We start from the raw sequence: 15,966 nt of genomic DNA on the forward strand, positions 1-15,966 counted from the left end.
TATAATTCCTCCTTTAATTTGTGTAACGGTACTAAAAGCAGCGCTTAGCGCTCGTCGATTGGAATATATTTCGCGTTGACTGGACCGATATAGTCGGCGCGAGGACGAATCAAGCGATTGTTCTCGTATTGCTCAAGAATATGAGCACTCCAGCCGGAAACGCGGCTAATCGCAAAAATTGGCGTAAATAGATCACGAGCAATGCCTAGTGTCGTATAGACGGAAGCAGAGTAGAAATCTACATTTGGCTTAAGGCCTTTTTGACCGGTAACGAGCTCTTCGATCTTGATCGACATTTCATAAAGCTCCAAATTTCCAGTCAGCTTGCCGAGCTCTTGCGACATCTTTTGCAGATGCTTGGCGCGTGGATCGCCGTTTTTGTAAACGCGGTGACCGAAGCCCATAATCTTCTGCTTGTTCGCAAGCGCATTGTTGATATATGGCTCAACATTGGCAAAGGAGCCGATTTCCTCCAGCATAACCATTACCGCTTCATTAGCGCCGCCATGCAGCGGGCCTTTGAGCGCGCCGATTGCCGAGGTAACACCGGAATAAATGTCAGATAAAGTCGCTACCGTTACACGTGCCGCAAATGTAGATGCGTTAAGCTCATGGTCAGCATGCAGCACAAGTGCCTGATCAAGCGCTTTCACTGCAACCTCTTCAGGATCTTTGCCCGTAAGCATGTACAGGAAATTATGGGCGATGGATACGCCTTTCTTCGGAGCAATTGGATCTTTGCCTTCACGAATGCGAGCGAACGCTGCTACAACGGCTGGCAATTGCGCCTGCAACTTAATCGCTTTCAGCTGATTAGCTTCAGCAGTCATTTCATTAGCCGACTCATCATATAGAGCAAGGCTTGAAATGGCTGTACGAAGTGCCGCCATCGAATTCGTGTCCTTCGGGTACAGCTTAATTTGCTGGATAACGCCTTCAGGAATTGCTGTGTATGCATCTAACTGCTCTTGCAGTTTTGCTAGCTCGGAACGATTAGGCAGTTTGCCATACCATAACAAATAGGCAACCTCTTCAAATGTCGCATTTTCTGCCAAATCATCAATATCTATACCGCGGTATGTCAACACTCCGTCAATAATCGAGCTGATTGACGAAGAAGCGGCGACAATTCCTTCCAGACCTTTAGTTGCTGTCATCGTTCTCTCTCCTTTAGCTTGGAAATTTCACATCGCAAAATATCATTCGAATCCATGTCGTCCGTATAATCATAAATGATTTTGACAACAAAGTGAACAAAAGCACATATAAAAATGCTTTATCAGTAAGAAAGAAAATTGTGATGGGGTTGCTGGCATGTGAAATAACCTCACCTTTCGACACCCTGACAGATCTGGTACCTGCTTATGTAGTTAGATGTAAACGCCTGTCTTCTATCTTAACAGAAAAACAGGCAGAGTACTAACCGATCACGATACAAGCTTTAATAATCGTTTGTAAATAGACGAAACGACCGCTCCCCGGCAAAATACCGGGAAACAGCCGCTGCTTCATTTTTGCTTTTATTGATTGATGCCGAAATGACAAGGGCCTGCTGCGCAGCAAGTTTTCTTCCCTATAATAGGCTAAAGAAACAAATGGCTTGAAGGTTAATGATTTAACTCTCCAAACGATGAGCCTTGGTACTGTGGCTGCTGATAAGCAAAGGATTGGTTCGCATTTGAACTGGAAATTTGATTGCAAATGCTAGAAATTTGCTGCATTTGCTGCATCGCCTTTTGGTGACCTTGCAATGAGGTTTGGATAATATGGGCCGCTTGATGCTCACGCTGAGCAATTTGCTCCAACTGGGCGGCATTCGCTTGTTCTTGCTTCAACAATTGCTGATACATGCCTGATGCTTGCTGTGTTTGCTGCATCAGCTGCTGTAGAAGATGCTCGCATTGTGAAAGCTGTTGGCTAATATTCGTTTGTGAAAACTGATTCATTCGTAAAACCTCCAGATTGTTTAATAAACTGCCTCCTTTAATATGTCTTACACATCCATTTTTATTCTTGATTCGACAAATCTCGAATATCGTGATTCGCAACCCTAGAAGCTTGCTTTGAATGTCGCCTTACGCATCTTAGGACATTCTTCATCTGCTATGTTAAAATAAATTATTGCAAAAAATCGGAGGTTCGCTATGAATGAACATCGCATTGGTATTATAGATATAGGCTCCAACTCGGTGAGGCTCGTTGTTTATGAGCGAACAGCACACGGAGCACACCGCGTCATTGATGGGAGCAAACGCCCGGCGCGTCTAAGTGAACGAATTGACGATCAGGGCAATCTATCAGCTGAGGCAATGAGCGAGCTGCTCGGCACACTCAGCCATTTCCGCTTAATTTGCGCCCATAACCGAACTGGAGAAATCCGCGCAGTGGCAACAGCGGCAATTCGCAACGCTTCGAACCGCGCGGTTATTTTGGAAGCGATAAAAGCCGAAACCGGCCTTGATATAGAACTGCTTAGCGGCGAGCAAGAGGCAGCCTTTGGCTTCCTTGGGATGATTAATGCGATGGACCTGGAGGATGGTCTATTAGTTGATATTGGCGGCGGCAGCACGGAGGTATCGCTGTTTCGCGGACGCAAGCTGCAGCACTCCGTCTCCTTTCCTTTTGGCTGCGTGAGCCTGAATCGGCGTTTCGCATCCAAAGGCATGCTCAGCGACGAGGCTTTGCGCGCGCTGGACAATGCAGCGCTTGAAGCCTTCAAGTCCGTTCCATGGCTCGCCAAAGCGCAGGGACTGCCCATGATTGGCGTCGGGGGCACCGCTAGAGCGCTGGGCAAAATCCATCAAGCGGCGACGAACTACCCTTTTCATCAAACACATAATTATGCGATACCCGGAGGGGACGCCGAAATGGTGTTTGATCAGCTGCGGGCCCTGCCGCTGGACAAGCGCAGCAAGTTTCCCGGCCTGTCCAAAGATCGGGTAGACGTTATTGTGCCCGGCTTAGCCGTGCTGCGCCAGCTTTACAAGCTGACTAAAGCTTCAGGCTATATCATTTGTGGTGCCGGATTACGCGACGGCATTTTTCATGATACACGATTTTCGCAAGAGTCTACTCATCAGGATGTGCTGGGCTTCAGCCTGCATAACATCAGCATGCTTCATCCCGCTGCACCGATGCAGCATGTATCGCAGGTAAACCGGCTTGCTTTGCAGCTGTACGATGAGCTGAGGGAACTGCACCAAATGCCATCGCGAGCGCGGATTTTGCTTGATGCCGCTTCCAGCCTGTTTCGAATTGGCGCTTCCATTGACTACTACGACTACGCCAAGCATACGTTTTATTTAATCGTCAACTCGCATCTGAATGGATTGTCCCATAAGGAAATTTTGATTACGGCTTCGATCGCATCTTATAAAAGCAAAAGTCGGGCACGGCAGCAGCTCCGTCCCTACAAAGAGATGCTTGTCGAATCCGACTATGAGTTAATCTGCAGGCTGGGCACACTACTGCAGCTCGCCTCAGCGCTTGACCGCAGCGAGACACAGGCGCTAAGCAGGCTGGCCGTCTCTCTTACGCCTGAGCAGCTTAAGCTGCATGCCGTACGTCCTAGCAGCTCGCTGACCGTTGAGCGTCTGGAGGTAGGCGAGCTCGCTCCCGAGTTTTCCAAGCTGTGGAAGCTGACTCCTGTGCTCGAACTGCCTGATTATATTCAGGCATAGAAATCGTTGCTTTCCTTAAATATTTTCATAAAAAATAACGCGGTGAAAAAGGAATGGAGCATTCCTTTCTCACCGCGTTTTTCTTTTTTTATACTTGTACTTTCCAGCCTGGGATATGTCTAGCCTCGAATTGACTGCGGAACGGTTTATTTTCATTTTCAACATGAACATAAGTGCCGTTTGACTGCAGTTTCCTAGCTTTGACATTGTCATTCAAATTCAAGTTCAGCATGTTGATGAGCGTCTGGCGCAAATGCGCGTCGTACACTGGACACATCAGCTCCACCCGCTTCATCAGGTTGCGCGTCATCCAGTCGGCACTGGATAAATAAACTTCCTCTTCCCCGCCATTGTGGAAATACATGACTCTTGCATGCTCCAAATAACGGTCCACAATGCTGATTACCTGAATGTTCTCGCTTCGGCCAGCAACACCAGGACGCAAGCAGCATACGCCGCGGACAATCAAATCGATTTTCACGCCTGCCTGCGAAGCCTCGTACAGCTTATCGACCATCTCTTGATTGGAGAGCGAGTTCATCTTCGCAATGACACGGCCCTTCTTCCCAGCCGCCACATGGGCGATTTCCCGGTCAATAAGGCGGAACAGCTTCTGCTTGAGATCCGTTGGAGCTACGCCAAAAGCTTTCCAGTCATATGGATCGGAATAGCCCGTCACCTCATTGAACAGCGCCGATGCATCGCCGCCGATTGTCGGATGAGATGTAAACAGACCGATATCAGTATACAGCGTCGCTGTGCTGTCATTGTAATTGCCTGTGCCCACATGCACATAACGGCGCAGCGTGTCCTGCTCCCGACGCACGACGAGCAATATTTTCGCATGGGTTTTCAATCCAATCAGACCGTAGACGACATGGCAGCCCGCTTTCTCCAACTGGCGCGCCCAAGCAATATTGCGCTCCTCATCGAATCGCGCCTTCAGCTCGACAACAACGGTCACCTGCTTGCCAGATTCGGCTGCTTCAGCCAGCGCCTGAACGAGCGCTGACTTGCCGCTGACCCGATACATCGTCATTTTAATCGCAAGCACATCTGGATCGGTGGCCGCCTGAAGCACAAAATCATTAACCGCATCAAACGATTCATACGGATGGTACATGAGAACGTCCCGCTGGCGAATCACTTCAAACATGTCGTCGGTGTCGTCAAATTCCATCGGATAGACCGGCTCCATTTTGTCATAACGCAAATGGTCGTAGCCTGGTATAGCCTGAGCGAACTTCATCATAAAGCTTAAATCGAGCGGTCCATCAATTTCGATCAGGTTATCCTCGATTTCCAGCTCATCCTTGAGAATATCCAGCGCATCCGGATGCATGCCGCGAGCAACCTCAAGCCGTACGGAGATACCCCAACGGCGTTTGCGCAGCTCCTTCTCAATTTCCTCCAGCAAATCCTCGGCATCTTCATTGAGCGTAAAATCAGCATTGCGCGTCAAACGAAACGCATGCACCGCATAAGCTCCATAGCCATTGAAAAGGGTATCGATAAATTGCTCAATCAGATCCTCCAGCAGCACATATTCGCGCTTCTTGCTATTCGGGCGTTCAGGCAGCGGGACAAATCTTGCTAAAATCGATGGTACCTGCACCATCGCGAATAGCGGGTCTTCATCAGGCGCGGCTTCCGGGTGGCGCAATAAAACAGCTAAATATAATTCCTTCGTATGTACAAGTGGAAAAGGCCTGCTCTGATCGACCGCCATCGGTGTCAGGACAGGAAATACAATTTCATGAAAATACTCCGATACGGCCTTGGACTGCGTCATATTCAGCTCGCTCATTGAACGGATGGCAATGCCTTCCCGTCCCAAGCCGCGCAGCACGTCCCGATAAGATTTATATTGATCATGCACCATTTGATTCGTGCGTTTAATTAATCGTTTCCATAAGCCCGCGGGCGTATAGCCTGTAAAATCAATTTTAGAATAGCCTGCTTTAATTTGCTCTTGAATGCCCGCTACACGCACACTCATAAATTCATCTAAATTACTGGATACAATGGCTAGAAACTTGGCCCGCTCAAGCAGCGGATTGTTTACATCCTGCGCCTCTTGAAGCACTCGGCAGTTAAATTCGGCCCAACTTAAATCTCTGTTAACATAGTGGGACAAATGTTTTGTCATTTTGTGCGCCTCCCTCATATATGCCCCTATTATGCGCTACAACTATTCGTGTCGTATTATTAATTTGTAAAGCTAATGTAAACATCTTAGAACTTGCGTATGGAAAAAGATCCTCCGCGTATCCGTTTCTCCAGCCAGTGCAGCATGATCTGCTGATAAAAAGAACGGGTAAACGGCAGCAGAAAGGTCAGACCGATGATATCGCTGAAAAAGCCGGGAATAAGCAGCAGCAAACCGCCAGACAGCACACATAGACCCTCCAGCAGCTTGCGTCCGGGTATTTGGCCCTGCTGCAGCTGAAGCTGCGCTTCTGCCCACACTCTGCGTCCCTCCGCCAGCGTCAAATAAGCCCCGACCATACTGAACAAAACGATGAGCCCAAACGTCTTCCACCCGCCAAGCCAGCTGCCCACTTGCACGATGCCCCAAAACTCAATCAAAGGCAATATAATCAATGCTGCGATGAGCCATTTTTTCATTATTAATTCCTCCCGTCCAGTTTATGCTGGCAGCAGCCGTCACCATTCAGCTTGTTATCTGCCTCATTAAATCATACAGCGCGGGGAGCCCTTTGTCCAAACGCATAGGTCGCCACTCCTTATTTACCCACACATGCTTGGTTCCTCCCGTAACGAGCCGCTCCCCCGGAAGGCTTTCCTGCTGCTCGTAAAAAGCGGGCTTAAACGACGCCTCATCTACTTTGCGAATTTCCGATTCAAAGGATAAACGCACGGAAGTGAAATCTGAAATGCGCGTGCAAATAAGCAGTGTGTCGTCATAACGCGCCGGCAATGCATAATGGCAATGCAAATCGATGACAGGCAGCAGCATGCCGCTTTGTTCAATAGATTTGTAGTCAAAGCCTGCTGATCGTATCAGCTCGGTGCGCCCAATTTCAAACCAGTTCAAATAGTTCGTGTGAAACACGACCCCCATTTGATCCGTTTCCTGATAACGGACGCGCAGCGGATGCGCGAACCATCCAGACAACGGGCTGCTCATCATGTAAACCTCCCTTTAAGTTCAACAAAAGCGACGGTGAAATCACCATCGCTTGTTGTTGCTCTGTCTATACGAGCAGAGAATATGCAGTTAAGGTGAAACGGCCGAAAGCCGTCCTCTGGCGGCGCGCGGCGTTTCAGTCCGAGAAATATAGAGAAAGTATGACGAAATCATATACTTTCCTATATTTTTGAAAATTATACAGACTTGGATTGGCCGGAGTAAATAACGCCTGTTTCGCCGTAAAGCGTAACTTCCATGCCATCTTCCAAAATAGTTGTAGCATTAGAAATGCCCAGAATAACTGGAATTCCGAGGTTGATGCCGCAAACAGCCGCATGGCTAGTAATGCCGCCTTGCTCCGTTACGACAGCAGCCGCTTTCTCGAATGCAGGCATATATTCTTTATCGGTCGATACGGTTACCAGAATCGAACCTTGTTTTGTTTTTGCAATAGCTTCTTCAGGCGTGCGGGCAACGACTACTGTACCAGTAGCTGTTTGGCTGCCGATGCCTTGTCCATTTGCCAGAAGCTCGCCAATGTGGTGAATTTTGATTAGGTTTGTTGTTCCAGAGCGGCCTACTGGCACACCAGCCGTAATAACGATTGTATCGCCAAGAGCAAGCAAACCAGTGCTGAGTGCGCCGGTTACTGCATTTTCGAACAAACCGTCTGTGGAATCAACGAGTGCGCCTTTAACCGGAATAACGCCCCATACAAGTGCCAGGCGACGCATAACCGTCTCTTCTGTTGTTACCGCAATGATTGGCGCTTTCGGACGGTATTTGGATACCATACGGGAAGTGAAGCCGCTTTGCGTCGAAGTAACGATCGCTTTCGCTTTCAGGTCAAATGCGGAATTAGCTACCGCTTGGGAGATTGCTTCCGTTACGCTTGTTTGCTGTGCATTCGCTTGTTTCGTGAAAATTTCACGGTATTCAAGAGCCGATTCTGCACGCTCAGCGATACGAGCCATCGTTTGTACCGATTCAACTGGATATTTACCAGCAGCTGTTTCGCCGGAAAGCATGATCGCATCTGTACCGTCGAAAATCGCGTTCGCAACGTCGCTCGCCTCAGCACGAGTCGGACGCGGGTTGCGCTGCATCGAATCCAGCATTTGTGTTGCTGTAATAACGGGCTTGCCAGCGCGATTACATTTTTGAATCATCGATTTTTGTACGAGCGGTACTTCTTCTGCTGGAATTTCAACGCCAAGGTCGCCGCGGGCAACCATCAGGCCGTCGGAAACTTCCAAAATTTCATCAAGGTTGTCTACACCTTGCTGGTTCTCAATTTTAGAAATAATTTGGATATGACCCGCATTGTGACGCTCCAGAAGCTCGCGAATTTCCAAAACATCGCTTGCTTTACGCACGAAGGAAGCCGCGATGAAATCTACGCCTTGCTCAATGCCGAAGACGATGTCGTTCGCGTCTTTCTCAGTAATACCAGGAAGCGAGATGTTTACGCCTGGTACGTTAACGCCCTTCTTGCTTTTAATTTGACCGCTGTTGACGATGCGGCAAATGATTTCTGTTCCTTGCACCTCTTCAACCGTCAAGCCAATTAGGCCGTCATCGATCAAAATGGTCGAACCAACCGAAACGTCGTTAGGCAGATCCGTATAAGTAATCGGAATACGCGTTACGTCGCCAAGAATTTCTTCTGTTGTCAAAGCGATTTTCTCGCCTTGCACCAGTTCAATTGGCTCTTCTTTCAATTTGCCCAGACGAATTTCCGGGCCTTTCGTATCAAGGAGAATGGCAGTTGTTTTGCCGAGTTCGATATTTGCTTGACGAATATTCTTGATGCGGTTACCGTGCTCTTCAAAATCGCCGTGGGAGAAGTTCAGACGAGCGACGTTCATGCCCGCTTGAATAAGCTTCTTCGTGTTTTCAAGTGATTCGCTGGATGGTCCGATTGTACATACAATCTTTGTTTTACGCATGTTTAGTTTTCCTCCGTTATATTGCCTGCTTGAATGGTAGGCCTTGCTAGTTAATATTCTTTTAAAAATATAAGAATTTATAAGTTGTTCACATATAAATAGGCTTATATTTCTCGGACTGAAACGCGCTGTGCCGCCATAGGACGGCGAAAGCCGTTTCACCTTGACCACAACTTAAATTACACGATTACGAGCAGCTTGTACAGTATAAAATATTTGTAAACTATACCTGCGCCGATTCCGGCTGCGCTGCTTTCTCAGTGCTTGGTTCTCCGCCTACTGCTGCTGCCTCGGAAGGCTCGTCTGCCAGCTCAGCGGTTTGCTGCTCTTCTGCCAGCGCCTGCTGGGCAATCTGGAACTTGCCGATTTTGCGGAATTTGCAGTAGCGGTCCTCTTTCAGCTCTTCCGGCGTCATGGCGCGCAGCTCCTGCAAATGGCTCCACAGCTTGGTCTTCAAGTGCTCTGCTGTAAAAGCAAGATCACGATGCGCACCGCCCTGCGGCTCCTCTACAATGTCCTCGATGACTTCAAACGCGAGTAAATCTTTGGCTGTAATCTTCATCGCTTCCGCCGCCTGATCAGCTTTCGATGCATCCTTCCAGAGAATCGAAGCTGCTCCATTCGGCGAAATCGCAGAATAGATCGCATTTTCCAGCATCAGCACCCGGTTGCCTACGCCAAGCGCAAGTGCACCGCCGCTGCCGCCTTCGCCAATAACGACGCATATGATCGGCACGCCGAAACCAGCCATCTCCCGCAAATTACGGGCAATTGCTTCCGATTGGCCCCGTTCCTCAGCAGTATTGCCAGGATAAGCGCCTTTCGTATCAATAAAAGTAATAATGGGACGATTAAATTTATTAGCTTGCTGCATGAAGCGCAGCGCCTTGCGGAAACCTTCCGGGTGGGGACTTCCGAAGAAGCGGGCGATGTTGTCGCGCGTATCCTTGCCGCGTTGGTGTCCGACAACCGTTACCGGTACGCCGTTCAGCTTGGCAAGTCCGCCTACGATAGCCAAATCATCGGCAAACAGGCGGTCGCCATGCAGCTCGATGAAATCGGTAAACACCGCCTGAATGAAATCCAGCGTCGTCGGACGCTGATGGTGGCGCGCTACATGCATTTTTTGCGCAGGGGTCAGCTCCTGGTACATTTCCTGTTCCAGCTGCTTGCAGCGCTCCTCAAGACGGGCAATTTCCTCGGAAAAATCCATGCCATTGCCCGCCGCGAGCGTTTCCAGCGTCTTTATCTTTTCCCTTAAATCACTGAGCGGTTTCTCGAACGGAAGCTCACCCGCCATTAGACAATCCCTCCCCTGCGGTATGCATATCAAGCAGTTTGGTCAGCATTTGCTTCATGTCGTTACGGTGTACAACCATATCAAGCTGGCCATGCTGCAAATTGAATTCCGCCGTCTGGAAGTTGTCCGGCAGCTTCTGACGAATCGTCTGCTCGATTACAATGCGGCCTGCAAAGCCTACTAATGCGCCAGGCTCGGCCAAATTGTAGTCGCCAAGACTTGCGAAGCTCGCCGAGACGCCACCCATCGTTGGATCGGTGAATACCGAGATAAACAAGCCGCCCGCTTCATGAAGCTTGGAGAGCGCTGCGCTTGTTTTCGACATTTGCATAAGGCTCAGAATGCTTTCCTGCATGCGTGCGCCACCCGATGTGGAAAAAATAATAAGCGGCAGGCGCTTGTCAAGCGCCGCTTCTACAGCCCGCGTTATCTTTTCACCTACGACCGAGCCCATGCTGCCGCTGAAAAAGTCAAAGCTCATGACAGCGACAACGACAGGAAGACCGCCGATAGTTCCTTCGCCGGTAACAACTGCTTCACGCAAATTCGGATTTTTAGCCAGTTGCTGCTCCAGCTTGCTTGCATAACCAGGGAAACCAAGCGGATCTTCCGATACAAGGTCCGTATCGTATTCCGTCAGCTGTCCTTCATCAAGCGTCATGGCAATGCGCTCCCAAGCCGAAAGGCGGAAGTGATAGCCACAGGAGGAGCAGACCTTCAGATTCTTCTCCAGCTCTTTGCTGTATTGAATCGTTCCGCACCGCGTACACTTATTCATCAGTCCTTCTGGAATGTCGCGTTTAGGGCGCTCCGAAGGTACTGTCGCGTATTTCTTCTTCGTAAACAAGTCCTTAATTTGCACGTATGACACCTCTCAAGGCGCAATCGAATAAGGGAATCCGTTACGGCTGAAACAAGGAGTTAAACACTTCTTGAACTTCCTCCAGCTCACCCGACGGCACCAATATTTCAAATTGCTGTTTAGACAGATTGACTGGACGGATCTTCACGAGAAATCCTTCTTCCGTAAGCCGTTTCTTGATATTCTCTGCGATTTTTGCTGTTGGCGCGATATAAATGACCGTCCACATTATGGTACCTCCTGAAAACTTTGCTACGGGCAAAGTTTACATCTTAAACATAGCTAAGTCCCGTTAACAGGTCATATGATCTTATAATAGTATCATAATCATGGGGAATCGGGCAAATGGTATTGCTGCGCTTTCGGGTCCTGATGTGCAATTCTTGCCGATGCGGCCGCCGCAAGTCCCGCAACGAGATCATCAAGGAACACATGAATATGCCGCCCTTTTATATTAAGCTGATTAATAATGCCAGGCTTCACTTTATCCAAATAACCAAAACTCGTCAAGCCGATCATCCCGTACACGTTCGTAATGCCAAGCGCCAGCGTCTCATCCACCCCATACAGCGACTCATCATTTTCCATAATCGCCTGCAGCGGTTCAGGCAATAGCTTGCGCTCCGCCAGCTCGTCTAAAGCGATGCCCGTATAAAGCACATACTGCACCTCGCGCTTGCCCAGTACAGCCCGAACGCTGTCCTCGCATTCCTTCATGCATAAGCTCGCATTGTAAGGACGCTGCAGCGTATACACAATCTCAGCAATATCATCGACCTTCACTCCGCGCTTGCCCAGCCACGCTTCAATCTTGGATGTCGAAGCCATGTCCATCCCTCCCATGCTTGTACGCTGTTATGCAGCGTAAGCAGCGGCAATGCGGCTTTCGGGGCCCTAATAACGATGCTGCCTTTCGCGGAAGCTGTATCCCCATAGCCCGCAAGCAACAGCTGACCTCCCGCATTTCTCCGCTTGTATCCCTAAATGTATGCGGATAAAGAAAGATATGTGCATCATTTTGAATTCGCTTGCGCAAGAGGTCGCAGGGTGAAAACTTAGAAAGCGGAGAGGACGAAATAAGAGAAGAAAGCCCGAAATGCGAGGAAAAGAGGTTAACGAAGTAAAAGAAATAAGAGAAGTAAGAGAAATGGGCAGCAATGGCTTGAAAATAGGGCTGGCCTTCGCTGTAGACAGCTAAGGCCAGCCCTATGAGAGATCGCTTTGCCATGTTTAAGCTTCGCGATTATTAAATAAAATCAAACGTTCTAACCTTTGCAGGAGTCCTGTCTACCTAGCTATGAACTCCAGTAATTTATGCTTGCGCCGTATGCTGCTTGCTCCTATTTGACGACGACAGCCCCTTCGCCGAACAGCTGCTCAATCTCGCCGAACAACTCCGGCGACGGCTTGACGCGGTAGCTGTCGCTAAGGGCGATCAGCTTCTGTTCACGCTCGTAGAACAGAACGGTGTCCAGCTGGCCGGGGTGCTCGGCCAGCAACTGCTTGAGCCGCTCCAGCGCGGCAAGCTGCTCGCGCGCGGCTGCGAGCTTGATGTAAACCCGCTGGCGCTTACGCCCAGCGGGTTCCTGCCGCGGTGCCCGCGGAGGCAGCTGCTGCGCTTCGCCCGCAGCAGCAGCGCCGGGCCCGCGGCCCGCCGGGGCGGCTGGCGCTGCCGCCCCGCCCTTGCCCTGCCCGGACGGCTTCGCCCGCCCGGGACCGGGCCACGCGCCTCTCGCGGCGCGGGCTTGCGCTTGCCGTTGCAAGCGCTGCGCCTGCTCTGCGAGCGGCGCCCCTGCCGCAGCAGCTCCGCCTGCGAGCGGCACAACATCCTCCAGGATGAGCTTAAACTCCTCATCCTGATGCTGCACGGTCGCCTGCACAATGGCGAGGCCGCCCTTTTCCAGCTTATCCGCGCAGCGTTTCCACACTGCCGGGAACACAACGGCTTCAACGCGGAGGATGCGATCCTCCAGCTCCAGAAACCCCATCGCATTGCCCTTCTTGTTCGTGAACGGCTTCAGCGACACAATATGCACCGCCGCTACCGCCGGCGCGCCTTCCGCGCTATCCGCCAGCTCAAACAGACGGTCGAGCCCGAGCGGCGCAAGCTGCTCCTCCACTGCATCGAGCGGATGCCCTGACAAATACATGCCGAGCAGCTCGCGTTCAAACTCCAGCTGCTCAGCTGTTGAGAACGGCCTGATGTCCGGCAGCTCCACATCCCAGTTCTGCACCTCATCGAAACCAAACAGCTCGATCTGCAGCTCGGCGCGCTCCTTGCGCCATTTCACCGCCGCTTCGACCGTCTCCTCCAGGGCACCGAGCAATTGCGCCCGGTGCCCAGGCAGCGAGTCTAAGGCGCCAGCCTGGATGAGCGACTCCAGCACGCGCTTGTTCACGACGCGCAAATCGACGCGGCGGCACAGGTCGAGCAAGCTTTCAAACGGCTTGTCCGCCCGTTCCTTGCGCAGCGCTTCAATCGCCTGCGTACCGACATTTTTCACCGTCGCCAGCCCAAAGCGCACGGCCCCTTCAATCGGCGTGAACGTCACGCCGCTCTCGTTGACATCGGGCGGCAGCACCTGAATGCCCATTCGGCGGCATTCATCGACGTATTCCGCCGTTTTCCGCTGGTTGCCGTTCACGGATGCCAGCATCGAAGCCATAAAGGGAACCGGATAATGCGCCTTCAGCCATGCCGTCTGAAAAGCCAGTACGCCATAAGCAGCCGCATGCGCCCGCGGGAATCCATAGTCTGCAAAACGCACGATCATATCGTAAACGAGATTCGCCTCGTCCTCTCTGTAGCCCTGCGTCACACTGCCCTTCACAAAATGCTCCCGCTGCTCATCCAGCACCTCGCGCTTTTTCTTCGAAACGGCACGGCGCAGCAAATCCGCTTCGCCCAGCGAGAAGCCGGCCATGCTGGAGGCAATCTGCATAATTTGCTCTTGGTACACGATAATGCCATACGTATCGGATAGAATCGGCTCAAGGGACGGATGAGGGTATTCCACCTGCACCTCGCCATGCTTGCCTTGAATATATTTCGGAATAAATTCCATCGGACCAGGGCGATACAAAGCAAGAACCGATACGATATCCTCGAACTCCGACGCCCTCAAATCCCGCAATACGCGGCGCACACCGGAAGACTCCAATTGAAAAATGCCCGTCGTCTCGCCGCGGCCGAGCATCGCATACGTTTCTGGGTCATTGTCGGGAATCGTGCGAAAATCAATCGTCTCGCCATACTGCTCCTTCACCCAATTCAGCGTTCGCTCCAAAATCGAAAGGGTACGCAGTCCCAGAAAGTCCATCTTGAGCAGCCCAATCGCTTCCAGATGCTCCATCGAATATTGGGTTAAAACAGCCCCTTCGCCGCCCGCTTGCAGCGGCACATACTCCGTCAGCGGCTCGCTGGCAATAACAACACCAGCTGCATGCGTAGAGGCATGGCGCGGCATACCCTCTACCTTAAGCGCCATATCCAGCATCGCCGCCGTCTTCGGCAGGCGCTCCGCCGCCTCGCGCAGCCCTTCAGTCGTCCGCAGCGCCTCGGCAAGCGTAATGCCGAGCTGGCGCGGAATGAGCTTCGCCGCGCGATCCACCTCGGCAAGCGGCACATTCATCGCGCGTCCGACGTCGCGGACCGCTGCTTTCGCCGCCATGGTGCCGAACGTAATAATTTGAGCAACATGCCCTTCGCCGTATTTTTGGGCGACATAGGCAATGACTTCATCCCGGCGCTCATCATTAAAGTCGATATCAATATCGGGCATTGATATGCGCTCCGGATTCAGAAACCGCTCAAAGAGCAGCTTGTATTTCAGCGGATCTACATCGGTGATCCGCAGTGTATAAGCAACTAGAGAGCCGGCTGAAGAGCCCCGTCCCGGGCCTGTACGAATGCCCTGCTCATGGGCAAAACGGATAAAATCCCAGACGATTAGAAAATAATCGCTAAAGCCCATTTTTTCAATAACAGACAGCTCATAGGCTAGCCGCTGCTCTGCCTGCTGGCGGAAGTCCGGCTCCTGCATCCACTCCGGCAGCTGGCTGTATCTTGCAAGCAGTCCTTCGCTGCATAGCTGCTGCAAATACCCTGCTGAGCTTGCTCCCTCTGGCACGGGATGAAATACCGGAAGCGGCGCCCGTCCAAAAGCCAGCTCAAGCGTGCATTTATCCGCGATGGCTGCCGTATTTGCAATAGCCTGCGGCACATGGCGGAATAGGGCCTCCATCTCCTCCCCGCTCTTTAAATACATTTGGTCCGTCTGCATTTTCATACGGTCCTCATCATCGACGGATTTGCCTGTCCCAATGCAAATGAGTACATCCTGCATTTCTGCGTCAGCCGCAGTAATATAATGGACATCGTTCGTAACCGCCAGCTGAATGCCGGTTTCCTGCGCCAGCTCAATCATCGCTAAATTCACTTTTTTCTGCTCCAGCAAATGATGATCCTGAAGCTCCAAATAAAAATCATCGCCGAAAATGTCTCGGTACCGCTGTGCCGCCTTGCGCGCTTCATCGGGCCTGTCATGCAGCAAATGCTGCGAAACTTCGCCTCCAAGGCAGGCACTCAGGCAGACGATGCCTTCCGCATGCTTAGCCAGCATTTCCGGATCGACGCGCGGACGATAATGAAAGCCTTCCAAATGGGCAATCGAACTCAGCTTCATGAGATTGCGATAGCCTGTTTCATTTTTGGCAAGCAAAATTAAATGATAGATCGGGTTTTCTTTGCGCGAGCCCTTCTCAAACCGCGAGCTTGCGGTCATATACATCTCACAGCCTACAATCGGCTTAATACCATGCTGCTGGCAGGCACGGATGAACGGAATGGCTCCATACATGACGCCATGGTCCGTAAGCGCCAGCGCCTGCATTCCCAGCTCGGCAGCGCGGGCTGTCAAATCGCGAATCCGTGCCGCGCCATCAAGCAAGCTATATTCACTATGAACGTGCAAATGCACGAATGGCGACTCTTTAGCGGTCATTGCGCCTCGCCCCCTCAG

Annotated in this window: 12 protein-coding genes; 1 reads left to right on the plus strand and 11 read right to left on the minus strand. The window is 51.2% G+C overall.

Annotated features, from left to right (window positions below):
• Window positions 1-44: 44 nt before the first annotated feature.
• Together citZ and AC6B99_RS10230 are read right to left on the minus strand one after the other, a co-directional pair.
• A complete protein-coding gene (gene citZ / locus AC6B99_RS10225) occupies window positions 45-1,157 on the minus strand; it encodes a citrate synthase (protein WP_046229430.1) in 1,113 nt (370 codons plus the stop codon).
• Between the two features lie 450 nt (window positions 1,158-1,607).
• On the minus strand, window positions 1,608-1,946 hold the full coding sequence (locus AC6B99_RS10230) for a hypothetical protein (protein WP_056039810.1): 339 nt from the start codon (window positions 1,944-1,946) through the stop codon (window positions 1,608-1,610).
• 198 nt (window positions 1,947-2,144) lie between these two features.
• On the opposite strand from AC6B99_RS10230, the gene ppx reads away from it, so the two are divergent.
• Window positions 2,145-3,680 carry an exopolyphosphatase gene (gene ppx / locus AC6B99_RS10235; protein ID WP_056039809.1) on the plus strand — a complete coding sequence of 512 codons (1,536 nt, stop codon included), beginning with the start codon at window positions 2,145-2,147 and terminating at the stop codon, window positions 3,678-3,680.
• A gap of 88 nt (window positions 3,681-3,768) precedes the next feature.
• Here the strand turns inward: ppx and ppk1 are convergent, their stop codons facing one another.
• From ppk1 to AC6B99_RS10280, 9 genes are all read right to left on the minus strand, one after another.
• Window positions 3,769-5,829 carry a polyphosphate kinase 1 gene (ppk1, locus tag AC6B99_RS10240; RefSeq protein ID WP_155973388.1) on the minus strand — a complete coding sequence of 687 codons (2,061 nt, stop codon included), beginning with the start codon at window positions 5,827-5,829 and terminating at the stop codon, window positions 3,769-3,771.
• A gap of 86 nt (window positions 5,830-5,915) precedes the next feature.
• A complete protein-coding gene (locus AC6B99_RS10245; RefSeq protein WP_496663297.1) occupies window positions 5,916-6,308 on the minus strand; it encodes an FxsA family protein in 393 nt (130 codons plus the stop codon).
• Window positions 6,309-6,354: 46 nt separating this feature from the next.
• The gene (locus AC6B99_RS10250) at window positions 6,355-6,831 is read right to left on the minus strand and encodes an acyl-CoA thioesterase (RefSeq protein ID WP_056039803.1); all 477 of its coding nucleotides are present in this window, start codon (window positions 6,829-6,831) and stop codon (window positions 6,355-6,357) included.
• A 197-nt stretch (window positions 6,832-7,028) separates the two neighbouring features.
• Window positions 7,029-8,783 carry a pyruvate kinase gene (gene pyk, locus AC6B99_RS10255; protein WP_056039801.1) on the minus strand — a complete coding sequence of 585 codons (1,755 nt, stop codon included), beginning with the start codon at window positions 8,781-8,783 and terminating at the stop codon, window positions 7,029-7,031.
• 223 nt (window positions 8,784-9,006) lie between these two features.
• On the minus strand, window positions 9,007-10,083 hold the full coding sequence (locus tag AC6B99_RS10260; protein ID WP_056039799.1) for an acetyl-CoA carboxylase carboxyltransferase subunit alpha: 1,077 nt from the start codon (window positions 10,081-10,083) through the stop codon (window positions 9,007-9,009).
• Window positions 10,073-10,945 carry an acetyl-CoA carboxylase, carboxyltransferase subunit beta gene (gene accD / locus AC6B99_RS10265; RefSeq protein WP_496663298.1) on the minus strand — a complete coding sequence of 291 codons (873 nt, stop codon included), beginning with the start codon at window positions 10,943-10,945 and terminating at the stop codon, window positions 10,073-10,075. The genes AC6B99_RS10260 and accD overlap by 11 nt, the downstream gene beginning before the upstream one ends.
• Window positions 10,946-10,985: 40 nt before the next feature.
• Window positions 10,986-11,174 (minus strand): hypothetical protein, encoded by a 189-nt coding sequence (locus AC6B99_RS10270; protein ID WP_046229439.1) that lies wholly within the window; start codon window positions 11,172-11,174, stop codon window positions 10,986-10,988.
• A 98-nt stretch (window positions 11,175-11,272) separates the two neighbouring features.
• Entirely contained in the window at window positions 11,273-11,773 is a 501-nt protein-coding gene (locus AC6B99_RS10275; protein WP_081418968.1) for a phosphatidylglycerophosphatase A family protein, read from the minus strand.
• Window positions 11,774-12,285: 512 nt separating this feature from the next.
• Window positions 12,286-15,948, minus strand: a complete 3,663-nt coding sequence (locus tag AC6B99_RS10280; protein ID WP_496663299.1) for a DNA polymerase III subunit alpha — start codon at window positions 15,946-15,948, stop codon at window positions 12,286-12,288.
• Between the last annotated feature and the right edge of the window lie 18 nt (window positions 15,949-15,966).

Source organism: Paenibacillus liaoningensis (genome assembly GCF_059609455.1).

Bases quoted from the DNA above. Each gene is read 5' to 3' on its own strand.
- citZ (WP_046229430.1), bottom strand. From the start codon at position 1,157: ATGACAGCAACTAAAGGTCTGGAAGGAATTGTCGCCGCTTCTTCGTCA.
- pyk (WP_056039801.1), bottom strand. From the start codon at position 8,783: ATGCGTAAAACAAAGATTGTATGTACAATCGGACCATCCAGCGAATCA.
- AC6B99_RS10260 (WP_056039799.1), bottom strand. From the start codon at position 10,083: ATGGCGGGTGAGCTTCCGTTCGAGAAACCGCTCAGTGATTTAAGGGAA.
- ppx (WP_056039809.1), top strand. From the start codon at position 2,145: ATGAATGAACATCGCATTGGTATTATAGATATAGGCTCCAACTCGGTG.
- AC6B99_RS10230 (WP_056039810.1), bottom strand. From the start codon at position 1,946: ATGAATCAGTTTTCACAAACGAATATTAGCCAACAGCTTTCACAATGC.
- AC6B99_RS10280 (WP_496663299.1), bottom strand. From the start codon at position 15,948: ATGACCGCTAAAGAGTCGCCATTCGTGCATTTGCACGTTCATAGTGAA.
- AC6B99_RS10270 (WP_046229439.1), bottom strand. From the start codon at position 11,174: ATGTGGACGGTCATTTATATCGCGCCAACAGCAAAAATCGCAGAGAAT.
- AC6B99_RS10275 (WP_081418968.1), bottom strand. From the start codon at position 11,773: ATGGCTTCGACATCCAAGATTGAAGCGTGGCTGGGCAAGCGCGGAGTG.
- AC6B99_RS10245 (WP_496663297.1), bottom strand. From the start codon at position 6,308: ATGAAAAAATGGCTCATCGCAGCATTGATTATATTGCCTTTGATTGAG.
- ppk1 (WP_155973388.1), bottom strand. From the start codon at position 5,829: ATGACAAAACATTTGTCCCACTATGTTAACAGAGATTTAAGTTGGGCC.
- AC6B99_RS10250 (WP_056039803.1), bottom strand. From the start codon at position 6,831: ATGAGCAGCCCGTTGTCTGGATGGTTCGCGCATCCGCTGCGCGTCCGT.